The following is a 21,777-nucleotide window of genomic DNA, read 5'->3' as shown; positions in this document are numbered from 1 at the left end:
AGGTAAGGAGAACATGGTGCAACGCGAAGATGTGTTAGAACAGGCTTTACAGTTGCTGGAGCGGAACGGGCTTGCCAGCACTACGCTGGACATGGTTGCAGAAGCGGTTCAGGCTAAACCAGAAGCGCTAATCCGTTTTTGGCCCGATCGCGAAGCGCTTCTTTATGACGCCTTACGCTACCATAGCCAGCAAATTGACGCCTGGCGCCACAAACTGATTCACGACGATACGCTAAACCCGCAGCGTAAGCTGCTGGCCCGCTACGATACCCTCACCGAATGCGTCGCCAACTCGCGCTATCCCGGCTGTCTATTCATCGCAGCCTGTAGCTTTTTCCCGGACGGAGAACACCCAATACATCAGCTCGCCACGCACCAAAAGCGCGTCGCCCGCGAATATACGCACGCTCTGTTGAGCCAGCTCGACGTTGACGATCCTTCAATGGTGGCTGAGCAGATGGAGTTAGTTCTGGAAGGCTGTTTAAGCCGTCTGTTGGTCAATCGCAGCGCCGCCGACATTGATACCGCCCGCCGGCTGGCAGAAGATATTTTACGTCTGGCCCAGTGCCGCACCGCCGGTGCATTAACCTAAAATAGGGTAACGCAGGGCCAGCCCGCTCACCCGGCCTAAATGCCTAAATAAGGCAAGTCGGAACGGCCTGTACATGGCGAATCCCCCGGCGCCCGACGCGCCGGAACCTACACTCCCCGGCCGCGATAGCTCATTTTTATTCACCTGACGCAGGATTTGTTGCAAAGTTGAGCAAACAAATCGTTTTGCAGGAAATTTCATTGACGCCATGAGCGCTTTACGGTTTAATGCGCCCCGTTGCCCGGATAGCTCAGTCGGTAGAGCAGGGGATTGAAAATCCCCGTGTCCTTGGTTCGATTCCGAGTCCGGGCACCACTATTTAGAAAAGCCAGCCTACGGGCTGGTTTTTTGCTTTCTGAGATACCGGTAGATATACGATCACTTTGAGTGCTGATATCACTACCCTGCTTTTATCATCCAGTATGAGCATTTATCTTAAGCGCTACAAGCTGGCGACAGAAAGCAGGATGTATTCGGCGTGATATTTCTCGATAACCGGAATTACGTCCTTTGCTATCAGGAAATGTTCCACGACAGCCTACCGACAACTCCTTTCCCCCTCCGTCCACCTTGATAATGCCATCTATTTTTACTTTTGAATCATGAGTGTGATGCAGGTAAATTTTGAAATATTGTTCTTCTTTATTCCCTCACATATAGCAAGGATACTCATTGATATTGGGTATGACTATGGAGGTTCCTAGTCATTTTCTAATGGAGATAACAAACGTGGCAACATGTCAAAAACCTCACCGCAATAATCCTTACTTTTCTCAGTTCCCTAAGGATCAGGGTGATTTCAGCCGCCATAAATGTGCTGGTTGTGCATACGAGTTGGGATATCAAGCAGGCTACGTTAAGCAAACAGTTTTGGATATGAAAGAAGCCATCGATTCCATTCAAGAGAGCCAGGCGAGTGAAGTTCGCCACATCAGCCCACTGGCTGCATATGCTCAAGGATATGTGAACGGTTTGATGCATTACTATCATGAGCACCCGGAAAAAAGTAACTAATTACGTTGGTCGTACTAAATAGTATTACCTTCGGAAGCGTAAAAGTAATTTACTGTTATTAGGTGATTTCGTTGTTATAGAAACGAATCCTTGGTTCGATTCTAAGTCCGGCACTGCTTCTTCTAAGAACCCGCCTATAAGACGGGTTTTTACTTCTTGCAGCCCACCAATGGCGCACACAGCCGCTAAAAACCACGCGGCTAAAACGGATGAAAACCTTATAAATCTGCCGATAGCAATAGCATGTTTTTACTCATGTCCCTAATGGTTCCATTCCTTACAACCGCACACCCAATTTCAGGACAAAGAAAAAATGCTCGCTTTCGTTCAGGTATTTACCCGTTGAAAAGCAGCCCCTGAGATCAGGAGGCCGCGTTATCATTTATTCCTTTATAGTTTCCGCCGACACCCGGGCTGCAGGCTGTGAGTATTCATTATCCTCCTGCTGGCTGTCGCGTATATTTTTCTGTACCGCGATGGCACCGAACAGACACAAGAAAAAAGCAATAGCATAAAAACCTTTCTCACTCGGCAGTAACGTAGCGTTCCATAAACCAACCGCCAGCAGAATAATAGAGATCACAAAAGAAACCACACACGAAACGTAATAAATATGGCTCGTGGGAATGGCTTCCATACGATCCCGCACCGTTTTTTGCAGCGATACGGAGGCAAATAACCCGAGTAGCATTACGGCAAAGTAATACCCTCTTTCATTAAGCGCCATATCAGATCGCCAAAGACCGACCAGATAAACCACAATACCCCCAACCAGCGCCAGCCATGACATAGCATTAAATGCAGAAGAAGTTTTTGCTGTATTTGTTTTCATTAATTATTTCAATCCTTATTTATATAACTCCGGGCTTTCCCGGTATTTGTGATAATCGCTGGCGTTTGCATACCAACATAACTTTCCGGAATAAATTTACTCTAGAAATTATTTACAATAATGATATTCAGTGTCTAACTAATAATTAGGTTATCAAAGTAACAGAGTCAGACCATAAACAGTCAAGGCAGCCACCCTACTAAAGAGATATAGCGGAGACAGAGCAACATCAGTTGCTACAGCGACCGGGTAAGTGGCCGTTCAGCCGATAAATTATTTTTAGTATAAAACCCTATTATAATGAGGTTATCAAACCAAAAAATATCTTCGGCATTCGCTTTATTAATTATTCCCGCCAGATTACTGATGCTGATCTCACACTCACGCTGCTGTTATTTCGAACAATATCAGAAGGAAATCTTCAATATGCTGGGAATACGCACGCGCTTCGTTGCATCGTGATAATGATATTGTAATGTATTTCCCCTGTGAACCCGCTCTTATCTTTATTGAATGTAAATTCACCACGCCTCGATGCTCTGATTCACGATTTATCGATTTTTCCGATCACCCATGCGCGCATAAATCGTCATCACCGGCGGTAAGGGCATAATCGAAATGCTCGACAACAAATATCCAGTTATATTTACCTTGCTCTATTTCAGTAACAGCTACTGCAGAAATTACATCGCTACTATATAAGGCTTCTCCACTTTCATGATTTTTAATTACATTCGAAATGCTTCTTGGTGGCACAAACAGATAGAACGGATAAAGATAAAATTACGCGAAACCTAATGCTAATTTATTAATGACATTTCTTACATACATTCCTTTTAATTAATAGCTCCATTTAACTATTTGAGATCGCACTAAAATAGCGTTGATGCATCATACCTCGCTCCAGAATCAGGCATTCTGACATAAAATCGGTGGCATAACGCATTAGATCAATAGTCGTGAATCTGGCATCAATGACGTAGCGCGCCGTAGATGTTCAGTTACTGCAGATCAGAGTTTATTATTCAGACATAGCTCATATTTGAGCAAAGTAGCAGACAGGCTCCCAACAGTTTATGAGCCGTTCCCGGCATCTATTAAGAATATTTATCGCATCAGGCCACGCCCGATCAAATGCGACAGTGCTCCGGCGCGATGGTTAAGATTGCGCTGCATATTATCCGGCCCCGGCAGGATAACCTACTGACTTTCAATGGCCAGGCTGAGGGTGAAGTCAGCGGTAAAACTACCACGGTACACTGCATACTGCCCGCAGACGCTATATCCCTGAATATCAGTCGTCTTTCAGCGGCTGTAGCGTCAGATGGTTGCTACCGGCTTCCAGAATGCGCGCCTTATCCGGCTCCAAATCGTTGCGTTTGATAACCTGCTTCCAGGTATTATTGACCAGGTCAGGATCTCGAAATAGCCCGACGATGGCCACAAACTGCGCCGCCTCTTCCATCGGCATATCAAGGTTCTCATCGCCGCCCGGCTTCACCACCACGTCACGGCTAGCCAGCAGGTCTTCCTTCAGAATATTTTCTCCGTCTTTAAGCAGTTGCTGATAGACCATTTTATCGAAGGTTTTGCGATCTCTCAGTTGATAGACACGGACTACCACCGGCTCAGACAATGAGTTACTCTCATGAGAGTCCGTATTCAGCGCTTCACGCGCGGTAAAATCCAAGTGTAGCACCTTAATCTTTTTATAGAACACGGCATTAAATGCCGATTTAGTACCATCGGTGACGCTCTGCGTCACTCCGCACCCTGCCAAAGTGAACACCATCAGCGGTGTTAGCCAGCGCGCGGTCTTAAGTAAATTTGTACGTAACACGTCGGTTTCCTTGTTGTGGTTTCGCAGGCTTAAGCCCGGTGTAATAACCTAGTTCTGTCGTAAAGGTTTCAGGGATATCATCCGAAAGGCTATCACTCTCAGCCCCCAGCACCCCGTTCATACCCAGCCAGAAAGGCCCTTCTCCCAGCGCGGGCGCTGCCAGCAATCGGGTTGAAGTGGTCAAGGTAATCCGGGCTTTAAAGCGCCAGCCCAAATACACACGCAGCATGACCAGGAAATCCTGATATAACAGACCATCCGGCTTCCAGCCCCGCGCCTCCAGCTCGTTATCCGTTGTGAGCGCAATCAGTAGTTGGCTGTTGGCATCCATCGCTTCATCACCCAGCGGCATATTGCCATCCAGCAAAAAATCAGCCTCATCATAAAAACCCAGCGGCTGGCTGACTGCCACCGGTCGCATACAGTACGGACTGACTTTTACGCGGGTATTCGGTGCCAGCAAGTGTACCAGCGCCTGCATACCCTCCTGCGTTTTGCCTGGCTGCTGCAGCACACTGAGTAACGCCAGAAAGCGCGAAACCGGCGTAGCAATATGATTTGCGGTACCGGGAATTCCCAGCCCAACCAAGCCCAGCAGTGACTGTGAAATGCTGTCGGTACCGCCGGGCTCAAACGTAGCCGGATAGGAGTACTTACGCCAGATGCGGTAAAACTGCGTCAGGATGCGATGGCTGAAGATATCCAGAAACCCCTGCAGCGCCTCATGCCCTTCTCGCCGCTGGGTAATGTCATCGAGATACACCGTTGGTAACGGTGAGTCGACACCGTACATCCCCATAAATGTGGTACGGATGACGGGGGGTTTGCTGTCATCATCTTCATCGTATTCAACGGCTTTCAGCTCACTGGCCGGAAACCCCATTCCCGGATGTGAGGCAAAGCGCACTAGGTCGTCGGCAGGGTGGCTGGTCGCCCCCAGTAGCGGCTTACTCGGATTGCGCTTTTCCAGTAACTGGCAGAAACGATAAAAGTTAATGCGATGCAGGTCGGCGTTCAGCCGCGCGGTCAGCCGGGAATGCGGCGGTTGTGCTTCTCTTCCCATTCCAGGCGCTCTCCAGTTGGTTGCAGAATGATAATCAGGCGGTTAAACAGATAAATATCGGTGTAAAGCGCAAAAAACCGGCTCAGCATCTCACCAAACAGGCAGATATCTCCGCGCCCGGCAAAGCCGTGGCTATCAAGAGTCACCTCAATTTGCACACCGCGCACCAGATATCCCTGCTCAAAGCGTTCGGTTTCGCCGTGTTTCACATCGATGATAGCCTCAAGTCGACGGCGATTCATCTCACTGTTAGTCCATTCATACAGCGCCAGCGTGCCGCGCAGTACTTCCGCGTTATCCATCATCGAGAGGAAACTGCTGCCAAGATGGCTCAGTACTCGCCAGTGGAAGCGATCTTGAGCAGGTGGATAACAGGGCAGGGTTGGCGCACAGAGATTACGCACGGCGATGCTGGCTGAGGTGGTTTTCATCACCGTATCGAGCACGGTACTCTGCAGTGCACGGCGCGGTAACTGCCCGTTGGTCCCGGTCAGCGTCAGCGTCAGCGACAGGCTCTCATCTTCCGGCACGGTATGATTATCAAAAGCCTCACCGCCCAGTATAAGCCAGGTGTTATGAAGCCCCGATGGACCACGGCGGACGCGAGTGTGATAGTAATACTCCGGTGCCTCATGCCGCATCATCCCACCTTTGTGGCGGAAGCTTGAGAACGGCACATACGTATGCTGGCTTGAGGACATCACCGAATCCACGGAGTAAATCTCGGTATGGCCATCCTGCACGCGCATCGGGCGCAGCATATACTCCGTCTGCAGGGAATTCAGCGTCAGCGGATCCGACTCCAGCGGGAACAGATTAATCACCGGGACACAGTTCATCCGCAGATGCTTTTCAGTAAAGCTGAAATCATGTTCCCAGCGCTCACTCAGCACCACATCAATTTCAAACCAAGTCAGTTCTGCCGGAAAGTCTACGGACTCTAGCCCGCGCAGACCGGTGAACATGAACTTCTCACGGAAAGTGAAATACTCCAGTAATAGCTGGTAACCACTGAAGCTGCTACCTTTCGGCCAGAGAACATCGTCATCGCCAAACCCGAGCGCGGTAAAGTGCCCTTCCAGCGGTCTTTTGTCCACATCTCCAGGAAGCCGTAGCCACATGCGCGCCACGTTCATGGTAAAGGCTTCATGCATGGCGCAGGCCAGCGGTGCATCCGCATTAAAATAGAGCGGAATATGGCTGAGATCGAGGCGGCTCCAGTCCGCCAGTTTGCTGCAGTTGAAACGCAGAGTAATGACCGAACGACCATCGGGGTCGGTCACAAGACTTGCCTGATCCAGCGACAGCGGCTGGAGATCGATTTCCTTTGTGGTGGTGTAACGGCAGCGCGTTCTCTTCTCGCCGATAGGCCGGGAATGCACCTCGAAGCCTTTCACTATCCGCATCGGCTCTTTCATTTCCCGCCAGTCGGGAGAAAACTCGACCACGGATAACGACGGAATAGTACGCAGGTAATGCGGCCACAGCAGGCTGACCAGCCCCTCGGTCAGTTCAGGCAGATCGTCATCAAGCTTTTCACGCAGGCGGCCCATCAGGAAAGCAAAGCCTTCAAACAGCCGTTCCACATACGGGTCACGAGCGCCCGCTTTATCGAGATTGAGCATGGCCGCCTGCTCGGGGTGAGCCCGGGCAAATTCTTCACCGGCTTCCAGTAAATAGCGCATTTCAGCGTCGTAGTAACGCAGGGTTAAGTCATCCATAATTCTTTCTGTTTAGTTAATTACTGCGTGTTAAGTACGGAGGCAGACTTTGGGAGTCTGGCAGGGTTAAGCAAAAAAAAGAAATCCATCCATGCTGAATACAAAGATTCAATATCGATGCCGACAAGTTTGTTAACCTCCTGCCGGATACGCTGAAAATTATCGTCATCTCCCGGACCTTCTCATGCCAGGCGGGCATCACTGATGTGGATAAGCCAGCAATACCCGCTTTCCGTACATGGCTGCATGTATTTTCACCGCAGCGGTTTGACCGCCTGACAGCCGGCCGCCGGAGCCTGCAAAATGCCGGTTATTCAATCTCGTCCCGCTCGCTGCCTTCCCTGCCGGCTACCAGCGCCCGGGCCATGGCCGCGCTGTCGACGCTGAATATCTGCTCCGGCAGCGTAAAGCCCCGCAGCTCCAGCAGCGCCAGCGGACCTTTACCCAGCTGGGAGCGCAGCACCCACTGCAGCGTGCGGCCATCCGCTGCGGTGAAACTCATCATCCACTGGCTGCGGTCAAGCTGCTGACGCCTGCCCTCATCCAGCCAGCGAATAAAGCCCCAGGTCCCGCTGTAGTCACCAAACAGGCGCGCACCCGCACTGACCGTGGTCCAGGTCAGCATGGTGCCCGGCCTGTACGTGTCTCCCGGCCAGCGAAAGGGCTGCCAGTCGGCCATCTGGTTGAAGTAGCGCAGCTTTTGACCATCAATGGTCAGCTGTGTTTCCACCACGTGCGGCACCGGGCGGGCCTGCAGTTCGAAGCTGATACCCTGACCGCCATCGGTAAACAGAATGTCCGATATCTGGCTCAGCCGGTTAATGGCCCTAAGGAACGCCGGGTTAAAGCTCAGCCCCTGGCTGTTGACCTTATCCGGCACCCACTGACTGCCCTCTTTATGCAGCACTCCGCTGAGCTCCGTGGTCAGGAAGCGCTCTATTCTCCCGCTGTCCTTACGCACAAATTCAGCCAGCATCGGCAGGGAAGCATCGCTTTTACTGACGGCAAACGGAAAACGTCCGTCAAACGCGGTATGCCAGTTCGCAACAATCGAGCGGCTCCACCGGTCATTCAGGCTGGCTGCCGACGGCTGCAAAACGGTTTCCCATGCCTGATTCAGCGGCTGTACAAACATCGTGTTGCCAAAGCCGTTCCACTCTTCGCCGAGGCTTGCCGAAATCAGGCTGCCGTACTGCTGGGTGTCGGTCAGGTCCACGCTTTTGCCCTGGAATACGGTCTGCGCCAGCGCCTGCATCATCTCCTGCGGGTCGGAGGCGCTGGCCACCTGCTGCAAACGCAGGCGCACGCGGGTGATGCGGGTCAGATACGTCTGCAGGCTCAGGGAGTTGTCAGCCGACATAACGTTGCTGCCCTTATTTTTGCCCACAAGCTGCAGCAGCGGGCCAAAGGTTTCATCCAGTGGCCCCTGCGGCCCGGAGGCAGACTGGTCAATCGCCGGTTTATCTTTTCCGCCCACCAGGTCTTTCGCCGATTTGATGAGGGAGTCCGACAGCCTCTCGCTCCGCTGTCCGGTCTGCCCCTGCCAGGCGACGGTATTCACCAGCGCTATTAGCGGGGACTGGCGGACATCGCTCATCAGCGTCAGCTGGTCCGTCACATCGGCAATAGTGTTTGCCGGGTTAAGCCGCAGACCGTTGAGGAAACTCAGCCAGCTGCCGGAAAAATCGGTGAAGTAACGCTGCGTCAGGCGGGCCTTCAGGGCTTCCGGCGACAGGTCTGAGGAGACGGTTTTTCGGCTGTCGCTCAGCACCCAGTCAATTTCATCCCGCCGCGACCTCGCGGCCTTTTCGATGGCCTGCTGAATACCCTCTTCCCACGCCTGGCGGGTAAACATGCCGGGCACAACTTCATCTGTCGTGAACAGCCGCCGCGCATCGGTACCACTGGTCATGTCCTCCAGGGACACATCGGCGAAATTACGGCGCACGGATTTAAGCATATTCTCATACAGGGTGCTTTCCGCGTTACTCCGCCCTATCTGCTGCAGCAGCACCTGGCGACTCTGGCTGACCAGCTGCGCATCCGGCGTGATTTTCCACTGCGGCTGCTCCGGCAGCACGGCGATGTAAAAGGCCCACAAATCCGGCGACAGGCTCTGCCACAGGCCGGCTGAGATACCCGGGTGCGCCGGCTGCACGGTTTTCATGGTCTGCGCGTAATACGCGCCGTCGGCTTTATCCGGGCGCGCCATCATCAGCCAGGCCTTCAGCTGGTTATAGCCCGGTTTTGCCAGCGCAGCCCGCTGGTCGCTGTTCGGGGCCGAGTTGGCCAGCGCGCTGAGCTTCTGCATCAGGGCGGCATTTGCCGGGTCGCGTATCAGACGATTGTTCGCCACGCCGTACCAGGGCAGCAGTGCGTCAAGTAGCTGCGGGTTATGGTCCAGACCAAAGCGCTGATACCACGGTGAGCCGTTCTGAATACGATGCTGCAGGCGTCCGGCATCGTTGCGCAGGGCGTGCAGGGCCGTCAGCTGGCTGTCCGAGACGGAAGGATGTTCCACCAGGGCATGCGCCTGCTCTGCAACAGAAACTATCTGTGACCGGTTGAGCGCAAAAGAGAGCAGCATTCCCGCCGCCCAGACGCCGATAATCGCCGTCAGCGCCCAGGCCAGCGCCTGCTCCCACGGCATTCCGACCCGGCGACCGCGTACGCGGGTGCAATCGTCCACAACCCCCTGCCAGGTAACAGATAACGTCAGGGCATGGCGCTGTGATTGCGGGATATATTTTTCGGCCCCGGCAGGGGCAGAGAGTCCGGCATCCTCAATGGCGCCGGATGACTGCCCCTGTGGCAGGCTGAACATCAGGCCACGCAGCGGAATGCGCTGCTGAGAGGCAAACAGCCACGGCGCCAGTTGTTCTGCCCGGCGGGCAATACCGCCCTCTGCAAGGTGCTGACCCAGGCGCAGCAGGAAGTCGTGACCGTTGTTCTCAGCGACCTGGCTCACGCCCTGCGCCCGCAGGGCCGGCAGCATCAGCTCAAGCTGGCGGATAATATCGTCTTCGGCTGCGCGCAGCGGGAAAGCGGCCCCCACCGCCTGCTCAGTGCGGCCGCTCTGCGACCAGCCGCTGTCGCATAATTGCCACAGCCAGACCGGTGCGGAATAGCGGAGCAGTTCGCTGATTTTTTCCAGCCCGCGCAGGTCGCTGTCGCTGATTTGGGGTGTCAGGTTAAACGAGGCAGGCATGACGCGCACAATGCCATCCAGAGGGCGGCCGCGCCGCAGTTTACGCAGCGCGGCGTATTTTTCGCGGTCAGGCTCCGAGGCCAGGCTGCCGCCGTAAATCAGCACGGTACGGCTGCCCTCAAGCCACTGCTCCTTCTGCAGGCCGGGCACCAGTTGCTCAATGGCTGCCTCATCGCCGGTAATCAACAACAGGCGGACTTTGTGGCGCCAGAAAAAGCCAAAGCGAGAATGCAAATGACGGCGAAGACTGTCACACATCGCGACGGCCAGGTGAACAGCTATCTTCTCGTTTTCCTGTTTCTTCTTTTCATCATCACCGTTTGTGCCATCAACGAGATCATCAAATTCAGCCTTCCCGGCGTTTCGAACCACGACCAGAAGCAACAATGAAGCGAGAAATGCACATCCTGTGATACAGCCACCGGCAATAAGCCAGTAAGTCTGTTGCTCACTTTCAGGCTGAAGACCTGCTATATTCGGATGTTTCCAGATAATAAATGTCATGGCGGCCAGCAGGAGTAAAAAGAATACTGCGGCAGCAAAATAGCGGCCTTCCGTCGTTTTCGGTAATAAAGCTTTCAGCCTCACGCATCCATCTCCTGTCGGGAAGCAATTGGGGTAACGAGTGTGCTCCATAGCACATCCTGTGCGGTGTCGCCGCTGATTATCATCTGGGGTAACTGTGTTTGTCGGGCTATTTCAGTGGCGGCAGCGATGGCCAGCCAAGGGGCTGCAGCTCCGGCATGCCCCATTGATACGTCAAGGTTTGCTACAGCGTCGTCTTCAACTGACTGGGTGGGGTGTTTATTCTGGCACTCGACCACCTCTGCACGTTGTTCTTTCGTCAATCCAGCAAGCCACAGGTGTTTGACGATATTTTCTTTGAGCGGAACATTATAAGCGGCCATTCGCATACCTGCCTCCAGTCCTCCTGGTGGGGTCGGGTCAGGGCGGTGCAGCAGTGCGACAGGTTCGAGTGTCTCCTGCGTCATACGGTTGCCGAGGAGAATGGCCACTGCCGCTTCAGCTGAGTTATTGGAAACCGTTGGGGCGATCTGAAGCGAAACAATCAACAACATTGCTGAATCTTTAATGCGGTGATCCAGCCAGTGGTTAATTCCTTCTACGCCATTGCTGTCTTCATATTCAACAGCGCAGGCTATACCACTTTCCTGCCATTTTTGCTGCCAAATATCACGAACAGCAGCGAGGGACAGTGATGACGAAACATTAAGAACAACAACCAGTGAGGCATGCTCGGGGAACTTATCGATAGGCAGATCGGCAATAAGTTCTGAAAACAAGTGTGAGATAAGCGACTCAGGTGTATCTTCTGGTTCTACCAAAATGCGGCTCATCCTTTTACTTTTCTCGCCCTTCCAGTCAGCCTGAGAGGCGATGATGCCTTGATTGTTCATCATCGCAGCAGCGGCAACATCCTTATCCATCTCATGATAAGCAGTTATAAATGTCGTATTCAGCACCTGGAGCGCTCGTCTTGCTCTGCGGGTTTCACGTAAAATCCATTGTTCCCGACGTCTGTCAAAACCATTCGCTTTGCTGTCCTGTAATGACCAGACCCACATACGAATACCGAAACTCACAACCCACATAACGACTGGCGTGCCAATAGCAATAAACCAGAAATGCCTGTTATCGATGTAGCGTCCGAATATACGCATGAGGATCACACTAATGACTAACATTGCCGCCAGAACAGCAAACCAGCGGAATGTTTTTACCGGGACTGGTCGTGGATAACGTTCAGGAAGGTGTTTAAGGGAATACGACATTCAAACTCTCATACCTCAATATTTATAAAAATTAACTATAATAGAAAGATCGTTCGGTTTTCTCAGGGTATCTATCAAAGAGCACCTTATCCTTTTTATAATTTCTATTTTTGATTTCAATAAATGCAACATCACCATTTCGATCATAAATCACATAAACGCCTTCCTCTATATAGTTTCCTTTTACATAAACATAATTAATATCTTCATTAAGACGGCCTTTCTCAATGCCTGACTCATAATATCTTCGGCATTACATTGCTTTACCATTAAGTGAGCAAACTCCAAATTTCGAAAATGCAATCCCATATTTTTCAAATATATAAATAGTGGTTACACCTCCTTTGTAAAAGAAAAATTTATTTTCCGAGTAAGGTTTGTAATTATAACCCAAATATAAATTGTTGTTTTTGTCATTATCTATACTTGCTGGAGGTATACCATACCCAGCCCTGTCAATTCTTGAAACATAATTTTTTACCGGTTTCTTTCTGGCTTGAGTAAGACTTTTCATTTACAAATTCAATTTTTGTAATCCCGCGAATGTATTCTTCATTATCATATTTATAAGACATACAACATACGAATACTTTTCCTACATCAATCGCTTATATTCCTTGTTCATTTCAAATTCTTTAATATCGCTATCGGTATAAAACAAAAATGCCTCACCTCCTACATTGAATAGTACACCACATGACCTTTTCAGATTATCGGCTGAATGAGCTAACAAAGAAAAAATCAAGAGTAAAAGTAAGCCTAAAGTTTTAAATACATTATTCTTCCATGATAAAATCAATTAATGCACTAATAACAAAACAGCTGTTTGCAAAAATATCATTTCATATTGATGAGCTTTCCACTTAGCTCATTTAGCGTTTTAATCCCTGAAAACAGTTCTTTACATTTATGGTCAATTACCGCATCATCCTTATCTTCCAAGAACGCGACTTTCATTTTATTTTCAATATCCCATACACCAGGAAATAAATCCATAGTACAATCTAAATCATTTGGCGCAACGTATTTCCCATTAATAGATATTTTGCCAATATATATCGTATCTCCGGGATAAAACACATTATCATCATCTGATTCATTTATTGAGTCACTCCAAAAACCTTTTCCTGCCAACAGATTTTTAGTCCCGTTAAAATTGGAAACGATCACTTGATATGCTCGGAGGTGAGCATCAACCACAACCAATGCCAGAACTAATTTTTTTCAAAACTCACATCTATAATAGAGGAGATCCCCTCATTAAAGTATGGAATAAAATGAATGTTGATAGGATTTCCTTTACAATTTACAATATCATTATAAAATCCTGACAGCTCGCCTGCAATTAAAGATATCGGAATGAAACACATTAAAAAGATGAAGGCTTTAATGATTGCTCGATGTAGTCTTCCAAAGACGCAGTTGTATTTTTTTGCTCACGGGATACTTTCGCATTTCCTAACAAAATTATTAAATAAATGTAATACACATTATTTTGTAGAGATCAGTTTACCACCTAATTCCTTTAAGGTTGCTTTTCCAGTAAAAAGATCCTTACATTTGCTATCTGCGTCCGAACTATCCTTTTCTAAAGGAAGAACAACTTTCATTCTTTTTTCTATATCCCATACACCAGGAAAAGAATCTACAGAACAATCAATATCGTTAGGAGCAACGTACATTCCATTAGCTGATATTTTCCCGATGTAAAAGTCATCAGTTACAGGAAATGTATCATCCGAAATATTCACATCCTTTACACGTGGACTCCAAAAACCTTTCCCAGAGATAACATTCTCTTTCCCATCAAAACTTGATATTATCGCTTGATGCGCCCCTGATTGGGCATCAATGGGAATTAAAGCGAGAATCAGTTTTTTATCGAAGTTAACATCGACAAGAGTAGATAATTCTTGGTCTAAATAATCTACGCTATATAAATTTACGAATTCGTTATTACAAGCCTCCAACTCCTTTGTTTTTAAAAACATATTGCTTCCAGCAACAATCACACCAACCTTATCACTTGTCAAAGAGAGTATTCCAGCCCCTAAATAGTACTTGCTATTCCAATTTTTAATTTTACATGAAGCGGAAAATTTCGAGGCGTTACTATGTACATCAACCACCCCTTGGCTATTTTTATTGAGACCAATCATATAACCATCAACTTTAATGGTATTGTAATATGCCCCCCAAGAGCTAAACGTAGCCATAAAGTACATAATTGAAGTTAAAAATGCTTTATTAAACGTCATCACCAATCGCCTCCTTAGCTCTTTTCGTAAAGATTTTTCTCTCTGCAAGACCTTTGTCAGCACCATTTATTGCAGAGGTAACATTTTCAATAACCTGATCATCATCTGCTTTGCCATTTTTATCCCCATCCATTATTTTCACCGTTTTACCTTTAAACCCAACGATGAAGAAACCGCCAGTATCAATGCAATTATAACTACTTTCTGTTATTTTTTGTGGTGAGTCTATCTGAGGACTACGTTTTTTCATTTTTGCTGCATTTTTCTTTTTGTATTGAGGGTCATCCCACCAATATCGATCAAAGTCACTTACTGAGAGCCACCCTCGATATACCCAATAGCTAGAATAAGTATCGAGCCCAGTGAGCATTTTAAAACCACGCCCTCTGTATTTCTGGGCATCAACATCACCACAATTCCCATTAATCCAGCTGTAGGACCCTGTGATAACATTTCCTTTTGAATTGTATTTTTTACCAGAAAAATAATCGTCTTTCTCTTTTGTCAACTCTCCATACCAATGCCCGAGCTCCGCTTCATTTTTGGTTGATAGGTCAACAATCCCACCACCTTTGTGGACACCATTTTCTATCAGTTGTTGCTGACTAACCTCCTGCATTGACAGCAAACTTCCGGATTCAACAGCCCCCTGCCCAAGAAAATGACATTTTCTATTGGCACTATAAAGATTGTATTTATTAAGTATGGCATTTATATCACCGTAATATTCAGTTACCTTCTTACTTATCTTACTGATTTGCAACTTTGCCGTTGGCTTAGTATTTGCCACCATTATTTTTTCAATTACTTCACTATCAAGCCAGCCACATTTTCTAAATTGCCGAATAAATGCCTTTGGCTCAAAGTGCCACAACCGTCCCGATGCCAAAGAACCAGAATCAAAACACAGCGCTTCAGCATGAGCCTTAAACTTTGCATAATCTTCTTCCGACATCGGATCATGCTCATCACTGCCCGTTTTTAGCCATGCAAAACGGGTGTCGAGCGTACTTCTTTCCCACTCGAACGGAAAATGACAAATCAGTTTGCCGCACTGGTTATCGAACTCGCCATCTTCCTGCAGCTTCTTGATTATGGCTGAATTACACTGGCTATTGGAATCCGCGTCATCGTCAACCAGTTGCCAGCCTGTCCAGTGTGGAAAATCCGCGTCACTGAACTTTTTAATACTCGGAACAGCCAGATTGACCACTCCTTTCCCGCCGGGGTAGTTGACCGTCATCCACAGTGGCGCATCCGCCGGCACCAGAGTCTCATGTGCGGTATTAATAACGCGACCAAACCGGAGCAGTTCAAACCCCGCGCTCGGGCTGTCCTGGTAGTTGGCCATGGCGGTTTTATAGAGGTTGTACTCGTAGTCCTCCCCATCTGCGTTCACCAGGGGCTCTCCCACCAGGAGGTATTTCCCTTCAATTTGAGTATCCTTCTGTCGGGTCACCAGGGTGCAGCTCCTCTTCTCAAGGGTCATGCTGGCATACAGAGGGACAGTGCTGGTAAAGCGCTCGGTTAGACCGTCTGTGGACGTGCCGTTATGTGCCGGGGCTTTGTCGTAAAATTTAGTTCCGGCAGGAAGATAAAAATGAATATCCCCGTATACGGCATCGGTTCGGCCATCTTTCGACACGTCAAGTTCGCGGGTATTCCTGCCCGTCAATTTGCTGATATTGTCATCGTCGCAGAATATCTGGAAATGGAAAGCATTCACCGCATCGACCATCCCGGAGGTACCGAGCGGATCTTTCCGGTACACCTTCTCACCAGCTTTCACTGTCGGTTCAAGCGATTTCAGATGCATGTAAAGCGAATAAAAGACCACTTTCGCCTCGTCACCACTGCCGATCTCAGTTTCGTGCTTCACCAGTACATAGCCGTCATCACTGCCTTTAGCGTCTGGCTTATCTGCATTGAGGTTCAGGGGGGCCTGGTCCCGTTTACCGATACCCGAACTTTGACGCAAGGACACCACTGTGCCATCTGCTATCGCCCGCACCCTTTCTGCAGGCCTGCCGCCATCGGTATGCCGGATATGGATCCCGCCGTGCCACGAACCATGCCCATTGGCGGGAAAACCGCGGCGTTCAGCCACGGCCATCACTCTTTCAATCCACGCCGCATCGGTTTCAGTCGCGTTTTTCGCTTTCAGGAGCGGAGGGCTGATAATCATGTTAGGACTCCTTGTCAGGAAAAGCTGAATTTGCGGGAAGGTTCGGTGGTTTCCGGGGCGATGCTCGGGAATTGTTCGGGGTTATTAGCCTTCTCTTTGCGCCCGTAGAAACCGGCTTTTGTCCGGTATTCGCCCAACGTGGCGGATTCTATCCCGTTGGCATCCAGGGTGATATAACTCCCTCCGCCATTGATCACTACACGTTTATTAGCAGTAATGTGGATCTCATCTTCAGTGCTGGTAATACTGAGCTCCCCACGCGCCACCAGTTCCATCAGGTCATTCTGCGCCTGTATTTTCACCGGTCCCTGGTTCGCAATGAGCTTAATGCCAAGTTTGCGCACAAACACACTCAGCGCATTACCAACTCCTACAAACAGATTTTTCACTACGCTGACGTCCGCATTTTTTCCGGCCGTGGCAATCAGGTTCTGGCTGGCTGACATCTGCAGGTGCTGTCCACTGGTCAGTGCCATGCCGTCCGGCGCACTGAGCAGCAGCACCGATTTCCTGAGCTCCGTCAGCTGTTGTTCCAGTAGTTTGATTTGCGCCTGCAGATCGGCCGGGTTCGCTGTCGCCTTTCGGGCATCATCTGAGATGGATGTCATCTGCTCCCGGGCATCACCCAGATTGCTGACTGCCGCCCCCATCTCCAGCACCTGGCCCTGCGCCTGCGGCTGGCCGTCCGCGCTGATAAAAATCCCTTTCTGTGCCCGTATCGCGCCCCGCTCGTCGGTTCTGAGCTCAAAGCCCTCGCCGCGCCGTTGTTTTTCGCTGTCGACAAGGTGCCCCAGATTCAGCTGGCTCTTGCCGCCGTACTCGGTGCTGACCTTGATGTGCTCCTTCCCGCGCTCGTCGTCGAGGCGGATTTTGTTGTTCGCCGGTGTGCGCAGCACGTTGCGTTTGTAGTTGCGGATAGTGACGTGGTCGCCGTGCGCCGAGTCGTGCAGCACGCCGGCAATGTACGGCCGGTCCGGATTGCCGTCCTCAAAGCCAATCGCCACTTCGGTGCCCGCCAGCAGCGGCAGGTGCAGCCCGTAGGTATCCCCCGCATACGGGCGCGACTGGCGCACCCACAGGCTCTCAAACCCGGTCTCCCGGCTGTCCCGGTCAAACAGCATGTTAACCCGGTAGCGACCGTCCCTGTCGATGTGGCCGTAGATGTCATTTTCGGTGGTGCTGGTGACCCGGGCCGGCAGGGTCCCCGCCATCACCGGGCGTGCCCCCGGCTCAGGGCTGAAGCTGAAGTCCGCGCTGTCCGGGATACCCTCAAAATTCACTCCAAAATCTTCGTCACGACGGGCGTGCGTGTGCATTGCGGTCACAACAACGCCCTGACCAAAGACCTCCGCCACTTCGTCTCCGCCCGTCACTTTCAGCAACATACCCGGTACCAGCGTCGGGCAGCTGGTGACGGCTCGGGTCTGCGTCTGACCGTTCAGGTAGCGCTCATGCCGGATACGGGCGTAGAACGCGCCGGACTCCGGCGCCGGGCTGCGCTCATACGCACTGCCCGCCGTCAGGTAGTTATCGGCATAGTGGTAGGCATCACCGTAGGTGGTGACATCCCCGCGCGTCACATCCACCCGGGCGTTCATGTCCTGCGTGGCCTGCCGGTAGTTGTAATCGCGGGTGCTGACCTGCTTCTGCACCACGCTATGATGACTCTCCATTCCCCACACCGCGTCCGCGCCCTGCGAGTGCTGCCCCGACGGCGGCACCGACGGCAGCGTCAGGCCTTTCTCATAGCCCTGCGGCCCGTCACAGAACTCCGCCACGTCAATATTCAGGCGCGTGTCGGTGGTAAAGCGGAACCAGATACCCACCTCTCCCAGCAGGCGGGTGATAAAGTGCAGGTCATCCTCACCGTACTGCATGACCTGCTCGCGGCGCGGGTATTCCTGGCTCAGCGAGAACAGAAAATCCTGCCCGCGCATGCCGTGGCGCTCGCGCAGAATTTTTTCCACGATTTGCGGGACGCTCATGTCCTGGTAGATGGCGTTCTGATGCGAACGGTCCAGCAGCGCCAGGCGTGGCTGCAGCGTCAGGGCGTAACGGGTTTCATCTTTTGATGTGCCGAGGCGTTCAAAGCCGCTCACCACCCCCTGCAGGGTGCGCACCGCCTGCTGGATTTTGATGCCAAAGCCCTGCTCCACCGGCGCCTGCAGCGTCAGGGCAGCGGCTTTCATCAGCATCATTTCCTGACCGAGGGTATGGTCAGCGCTGGTGAACTCAATGCGGTAGCTGAACGGTTTGCTCAGGGCTTCATGGCCTTCAAACGCCAGCACATCAAGCTCTGCTTCACACCCCTTCACCGAAAGCCGGTGATGGCTGTGGCTGAATCTTATCGGAGGATTACCGTTCATGCGTGCACTCCCTGTGGCAGGTCAAACGTCATTCCGACGCCCTCTTCTTCACTCCAGCCGAGCGTCAGAGCCTGCGGTTTCTGCTTCGCCGCCATGTGCGTGAGCAACTGCCGGCTCAGCGCCGGCAGGATTTGCTGGTTCAGCAGGCTGTCGACGTTGCGCGCGCCGGTGTCCGGCAGCAGGCAGGCGGCGGTCAGGGCGTCGTACAGGCTCTCTTCAATATGCGTGCTCAGGCCGTAGTGGCGGCGCAGGCGCTGACTCACCTGCGCGAGCTTCATTTCCACGATGGTGCGCATCGCCGCCTGCGCCAGCGGCCGGTAAATCACGGTCTGGAAGCGCGCCAGCAGCGCCGGCTGGAAGTGGTCACGTAAAATCGGGCGCAGCAGTTCCTGCAGGCTGGCTTCGCCGGCATCCGGCTGTTCATCCAGCAACTGCATGATGTGGTCGCTGCCGAGGTTCGAGGTCATCAGAATGACCGTATTACGGAAGTCGATTTCGCGCCCTTCGCCGTCGCGCATAAAGCCGCGGTCGAACACCTGATAGAACAGGTTCATTACGTCGCGGTGCGCTTTTTCCACTTCATCCAGCAGCACCACGCTGTACGGGCGCTTGCGCACCGCTTCGGTCAGAATACCGCCCTGCCCGTAACCGACGTAGCCCGGCGGTGAGCCTTTTAGCTGGGAAACGGTGTGCGGCTCCTGGTACTCCGACAGGTTGATGGTAATCAGCGATTTCTCCCCGCCGTACAGCACGTCGGCCAGCGCCAGCGCGGTTTCAGTTTTCCCAACGCCGCTCGGGCCAACCAGCAGGAATACGCCCTGCGGGCCGTTTTCTGGCGTCAGCCCGGTCTTCGCCGCGCGCAGGCGCTGAGCGATGGCGTTAAGGGAGACGTCCTGCCCGACCACGCGCCTGCCAATTTCCGTCTCCAGGTTCAGCAGTTCCGACTGCTCGTCTTTCATCAGCGAGGAGAGCGGCACCCCGGTCCAGTCGGCAATCACGCTGGCGACGGTGCGCACATCCACATCCACAGACAGCAGCGGGCTGGTGTGCTGCAGCCCGCTGAGCTGCTGCTGCAGCGCGTAAGCCTCTTCCCGGCGGGCGATATCCTGGCGGCTGGCCAGCAGTTGTTCAGTCAGCTTCTGTTCCTGATGGTAACGGCTTTCCAGCCCGCCGAGCTCCCCGCTCAGGCGCGCCTCTTCCTGCTCAATAGCGGCCAGCCGTTCACCCTGCGCGCCGTCACCGACGGCGACATCTTCCAGCAGCGCCTGTTTTTCCATTTCCAGCGCGGTCATTTGCGCACGCACCCGGGTCAGTGGCTCCGGCACGGTATCAAGGCTCATACGCACCCGCGCGGCGGCGGTATCCAGCAAATCGACGGCTTTATCCGGCAACTGGCGCCCAGTCAGGTAACGGCGGGACAGCGTGACGGCGGCGCGCACTGCCTCATCGGTGATGTGTACATGATGGTGTTCGGCGTAGCGCGATTTCAGGCCCCTGAGCATCAGGCAGGCGGTCTCGTCGTCCGGCTCGTCCACTTTTACCATCTGGAAGCGGCGCTCCAGCGCGGCGTCGCGCTCAAAATACTGCTTATATTCGCTCCAGGTGGTGGCGGCAATGGTGCGCAGCTCGCCGCGCGCCAGCGCCGGTTTCAGCAGGTTGGCCGCATCGGCGCCCCCGGCCTGGTTGCCCGCGCCGATGATGGTGTGCGCTTCGTCAATAAACAGCAAAACCGGCACCGGCGACTGCTGCACCGCATCAATCACGTTTTTCAGGCGCTGTTCAAATTCACCCTTCACACCCGCCCCGGCCTGCAGCAGGCCAAGGTCAAGCGTGCGCAGCGCCACGGGTTTGAGGGAGGCCGGCACATTGCCTTCGGCAATGCGCAGCGCCAGCCCCTCCACCAGCGCGGTTTTCCCGACGCCCGGCTCTCCGACCAGAATCGGGTTGTTCTTGCGGCGGCGCGACAAAATATCCACCATCTGGCGGATTTCCGTGTCCCGGCCAAATACCGGGTCGATTTTGCCTTCCTTCGCTCTGGCGGTCACGTCGAGGGTGAATTTATCCAGCGCGTTCTGCAGGGCCGGGTTCAGCTCACCGGCCTTCAGCCCGTCAGCCCCTGCTTCAGCCCCTGCCGGGCGCCCCACCATTTCCACATCGCCACCCGCGCAGGCGAGCTCTGCTTCCTGCTGCACTTCCGGGCGCTCATCCGACTGCGCGTCGAGCAGCGGCGTTAAGCGCTCAAGCTGGCTCTGCGCCAGGGTCAGCATCGGCCACAGGCCGTCGCAGCGCAGCAGTTTTGGCTTACCGGTCAGCGCCGTCAGCAGATGCAGGCTGCGTATCTGCGCTTCACCACTGAGCGAGGCCAGCAGCCAGGCTTCCTGCAGCAGGCTCAGCATGTTGCCGGAAAGCTGCGGTCGCCCCCGCACCGAACGCGGCAGATTGTCGAGCCAGCCCAGCAGGTCCTGCCACAGCGCATCCATGTCCCATTCGTAGCGGCGCGCCAGCACCGTCAGGTCGCCTTCGCCCTGCTCCAGCAGCTTCAGCAGCCAGTGCTCCGGGTAAATTTCCGCGTGGGCGCGGGTCTGACACAGGGAGGCGGCACCTTCCAGCGCACGGGCGCAGTAAGGATTCAGGCGACGTAACAGAACGGCTGGATTTTCCATGAGTTTCATTCCCTCTCTTTTTGACACGCTACCGCCCCTGGCCGCTAACCGATGCCCATAAGGTCAGTACTGATAAAATGTGTGACTGCTTTGCAAAACGCCCGCAGGGCAGACGTTGTGAAAAGCAGAAAAACGGGCAGGACGCGCTGCCCGTCAGGCGGTTACGCTCAATAGTTCGTGTTGCAGCGAGGCGGCAGGCGAGTGCCTCCCCGGGCGCACAGATAACCGTGTGACCGGGGTGC

14 protein-coding genes and 1 tRNA gene are annotated in these 21,777 nt (G+C 52.5%); 3 read left to right on the top strand and 12 right to left on the bottom strand.

The window, feature by feature from the left end; genetic code table 11:
* Positions 1-16: 16 nt before the first annotated feature.
* From SFA31_RS05560 to SFA31_RS05550, 3 genes are all read left to right on the top strand, one after another.
* Complete coding sequence (locus SFA31_RS05560; RefSeq protein WP_322839303.1) at positions 17-592, top strand: transcriptional regulator; 576 nt, start codon at positions 17-19, stop codon at positions 590-592.
* 239 nt (positions 593-831) lie between these two features.
* Positions 832-907, top strand: a tRNA-Phe gene (locus tag SFA31_RS05555).
* Between the two features lie 414 nt (positions 908-1,321).
* A complete protein-coding gene (locus SFA31_RS05550) occupies positions 1,322-1,606 on the top strand; it encodes a hypothetical protein (protein ID WP_322837081.1) in 285 nt (94 codons plus the stop codon).
* Between the two features lie 382 nt (positions 1,607-1,988).
* On the opposite strand, the gene yiaA is transcribed toward SFA31_RS05550, so the two are convergent.
* The 12 genes from yiaA to tssH all read right to left on the bottom strand — a co-directional run bounded on the left by yiaA (position 1,989) and on the right by tssH (position 21,535).
* Positions 1,989-2,438: an inner membrane protein YiaA gene (yiaA, locus tag SFA31_RS05545; protein ID WP_322837080.1), complete on the bottom strand. Its 450-nt coding sequence runs from the start codon at positions 2,436-2,438 to the stop codon at positions 1,989-1,991.
* Positions 2,439-3,732: 1,294 nt separating this feature from the next.
* Complete coding sequence (gene tssJ, locus SFA31_RS05540; protein WP_322837079.1) at positions 3,733-4,278, bottom strand: type VI secretion system lipoprotein TssJ; 546 nt, start codon at positions 4,276-4,278, stop codon at positions 3,733-3,735.
* On the bottom strand, positions 4,256-5,341 hold the full coding sequence (tssG, locus tag SFA31_RS05535; RefSeq protein WP_322837078.1) for a type VI secretion system baseplate subunit TssG: 1,086 nt from the start codon (positions 5,339-5,341) through the stop codon (positions 4,256-4,258). The genes tssJ and tssG overlap by 23 nt, the downstream gene beginning before the upstream one ends.
* Positions 5,305-7,062, bottom strand: coding sequence for a type VI secretion system baseplate subunit TssF (gene tssF / locus SFA31_RS05530; protein ID WP_322837077.1), 1,758 nt, complete (start codon positions 7,060-7,062; stop codon positions 5,305-5,307). Before tssF ends, tssG begins: the two co-directional genes overlap by 37 nt.
* A 310-nt stretch (positions 7,063-7,372) precedes the next feature.
* A complete protein-coding gene (locus tag SFA31_RS05525) occupies positions 7,373-10,852 on the bottom strand; it encodes an ImcF-related family protein (RefSeq protein ID WP_322839302.1) in 3,480 nt (1,159 codons plus the stop codon).
* Between the two features lie 2 nt (positions 10,853-10,854).
* Complete coding sequence (locus tag SFA31_RS05520) at positions 10,855-12,063, bottom strand: hypothetical protein (protein WP_322837076.1); 1,209 nt, start codon at positions 12,061-12,063, stop codon at positions 10,855-10,857.
* A 253-nt stretch (positions 12,064-12,316) separates the two neighbouring features.
* Positions 12,317-12,577, bottom strand: a complete 261-nt coding sequence (locus SFA31_RS05515; protein WP_322837075.1) for a hypothetical protein — start codon at positions 12,575-12,577, stop codon at positions 12,317-12,319.
* A gap of 323 nt (positions 12,578-12,900) precedes the next feature.
* Positions 12,901-13,263, bottom strand: a complete 363-nt coding sequence (locus SFA31_RS05510; RefSeq protein ID WP_322837074.1) for a hypothetical protein — start codon at positions 13,261-13,263, stop codon at positions 12,901-12,903.
* 290 nt (positions 13,264-13,553) lie between these two features.
* Positions 13,554-14,324: a hypothetical protein gene (locus SFA31_RS05505; RefSeq protein ID WP_322837073.1), complete on the bottom strand. Its 771-nt coding sequence runs from the start codon at positions 14,322-14,324 to the stop codon at positions 13,554-13,556.
* Positions 14,311-16,506, bottom strand: coding sequence for a M23 family metallopeptidase (locus SFA31_RS05500; protein WP_322837072.1), 2,196 nt, complete (start codon positions 16,504-16,506; stop codon positions 14,311-14,313). The genes SFA31_RS05505 and SFA31_RS05500 overlap by 14 nt, the downstream gene beginning before the upstream one ends.
* A 14-nt stretch (positions 16,507-16,520) precedes the next feature.
* The gene (locus SFA31_RS05495) at positions 16,521-18,872 is read right to left on the bottom strand and encodes a type VI secretion system tip protein VgrG (protein ID WP_322837071.1); all 2,352 of its coding nucleotides are present in this window, start codon (positions 18,870-18,872) and stop codon (positions 16,521-16,523) included.
* Entirely contained in the window at positions 18,869-21,535 is a 2,667-nt protein-coding gene (tssH, locus tag SFA31_RS05490; protein WP_322839301.1) for a type VI secretion system ATPase TssH, read from the bottom strand. Before tssH ends, SFA31_RS05495 begins: the two co-directional genes overlap by 4 nt.
* Between the last annotated feature and the right edge of the window lie 242 nt (positions 21,536-21,777).

The sequence above is a fragment of the Erwinia sp. HR93 genome (assembly GCF_034555055.1).
Taxonomy (GTDB): domain Bacteria; phylum Pseudomonadota; class Gammaproteobacteria; order Enterobacterales; family Enterobacteriaceae; genus Apirhabdus; species Apirhabdus apintestini.
This window is presented reverse-complemented; position numbering and strand designations above follow the sequence as displayed.

Coding starts and splice junctions, on each gene's coding strand:
- tssH (WP_322839301.1), bottom strand. CDS start 21,535: ATGGAAAATCCAGCCGTTCTGTTACGTCGCCTGAATCCTTACTGCGCC.
- tssG (WP_322837078.1), bottom strand. CDS start 5,341: ATGGGAAGAGAAGCACAACCGCCGCATTCCCGGCTGACCGCGCGGCTG.
- SFA31_RS05500 (WP_322837072.1), bottom strand. CDS start 16,506: ATGATTATCAGCCCTCCGCTCCTGAAAGCGAAAAACGCGACTGAAACC.
- tssF (WP_322837077.1), bottom strand. CDS start 7,062: ATGGATGACTTAACCCTGCGTTACTACGACGCTGAAATGCGCTATTTA.
- SFA31_RS05515 (WP_322837075.1), bottom strand. CDS start 12,577: ATGAAAAGTCTTACTCAAGCCAGAAAGAAACCGGTAAAAAATTATGTT.
- SFA31_RS05495 (WP_322837071.1), bottom strand. CDS start 18,872: ATGAACGGTAATCCTCCGATAAGATTCAGCCACAGCCATCACCGGCTT.
- yiaA (WP_322837080.1), bottom strand. CDS start 2,438: ATGAAAACAAATACAGCAAAAACTTCTTCTGCATTTAATGCTATGTCA.
- SFA31_RS05520 (WP_322837076.1), bottom strand. CDS start 12,063: ATGTCGTATTCCCTTAAACACCTTCCTGAACGTTATCCACGACCAGTC.